This window comes from Desulfosarcina cetonica JCM 12296, from assembly GCF_001311845.1.
GTDB lineage: Bacteria > Desulfobacterota > Desulfobacteria > Desulfobacterales > Desulfosarcinaceae > Desulfosarcina > Desulfosarcina cetonica.
In genome coordinates, this window is the sequence record NZ_BBCC01000471.1 from 1 (window position 1) to 1110 (window position 1110).

Genomic DNA, 1110 nt, shown 5'->3' on the forward strand with positions numbered 1-1110 from the left:
CCCCATCTTTTTTGTCTTTGTGTCACGACGGTTCAAGGGGAAGGAAAAAAAAAACGTTTCCGAGCAGCATATGGACTCCACCGCGTCCCAGGAGGTCTGATAAGATGATAAAAAAAATACTGCTTGTTATGGGTGTCTTCGTTTTCCTGGGCGGCTGTTCCCTGGCGCCAAAATACCAACAACCCCAGGCGCCAATCCCAGATAAGTGGCCACAGGGTGAGGCCTATAAGAACACACAAGCCCTGTCCGGCGTACCGACAGCCCGGGAGTTGAACTGGCAGGACTTTTTTACTGACCAAAAGCTCAAAAAAATTGTTGAAACGGCCTTGAACAATAACCGTGATCTGAGAATAGCCGCTTTGAGCGTGGAAAAAGCGCGTGCCCAGTACGGTATTCAACGGGCGGAACTGCTGCCGGCGCTTGACGCATCCGGAGCATGGACCAAACAACGCCGTTCAAACGATCTCATCGAGCCCGGGGACCCGAGAACCGTGGAGCAGTACAGCGCCGATCTGGGCATCGCTTCCTGGGAGGTCGATTTTTCGGGCGTTTACGAAGCCTGAAAGACCAGGCACTGGAAGAATACATGGCTACGGAGGAGGCTCGCCGCAGCGCACAGATCATGCTGATATCCGAAGTTGCCAGGGCCTGGCTGACGCTTGCCGCTGACAGGGAAAACCTCAAGCTGGCCCGGTCCACCCTTGAAAGCCAGCAGACCTCCTATGATCTCATTCTAAAAAGCTGTCAATTCGGGCTATCGACCGAAATTGATTTGCGCCGTGCACAAACCCAGGTGGACGCGGCGCGAAGGGATGTTCACCGCTATACGCAACTAGAGGCACAGGACCAAAATGCGTTGAACCTTCTGGCTGGCGCACCAGTACCCGAAGAAATGTTGCCGGATGACCTCAGCAGTGTTGCGCCAGCCCAGGAAATCTCTTCGGGGCTTTCTTCTGAAGCGCTTTTGAACCGACCCGATATAGTGGCGGCGGAACACCGCCTCAAGGGAGCTTATGCCTATATCGGCGCTGCACGAGCCGCCTTCTTCCCCCGTATCTCCCTGGCGACCTCCCTGGGAACGGCAAGTGATGAGCTCTCCGGATTGTTTGC

Annotated in this window: 1 protein-coding gene and 1 pseudogene; both read left to right on the forward strand. The window is 55.0% G+C overall.

The annotated features are described in order from the left end of the window. Window positions 1-128 precede the first annotated feature (128 nt). Window positions 129-814, forward strand: a pseudogene (locus JCM12296_RS51705) (TolC family protein); the annotation flags it as partial. 78 nt (window positions 815-892) lie between these two features. Then, window positions 893-1110 (forward strand): TolC family protein (locus JCM12296_RS51710; RefSeq protein WP_246805339.1); only part of this gene is annotated, 218 nt, incomplete at its 3' end.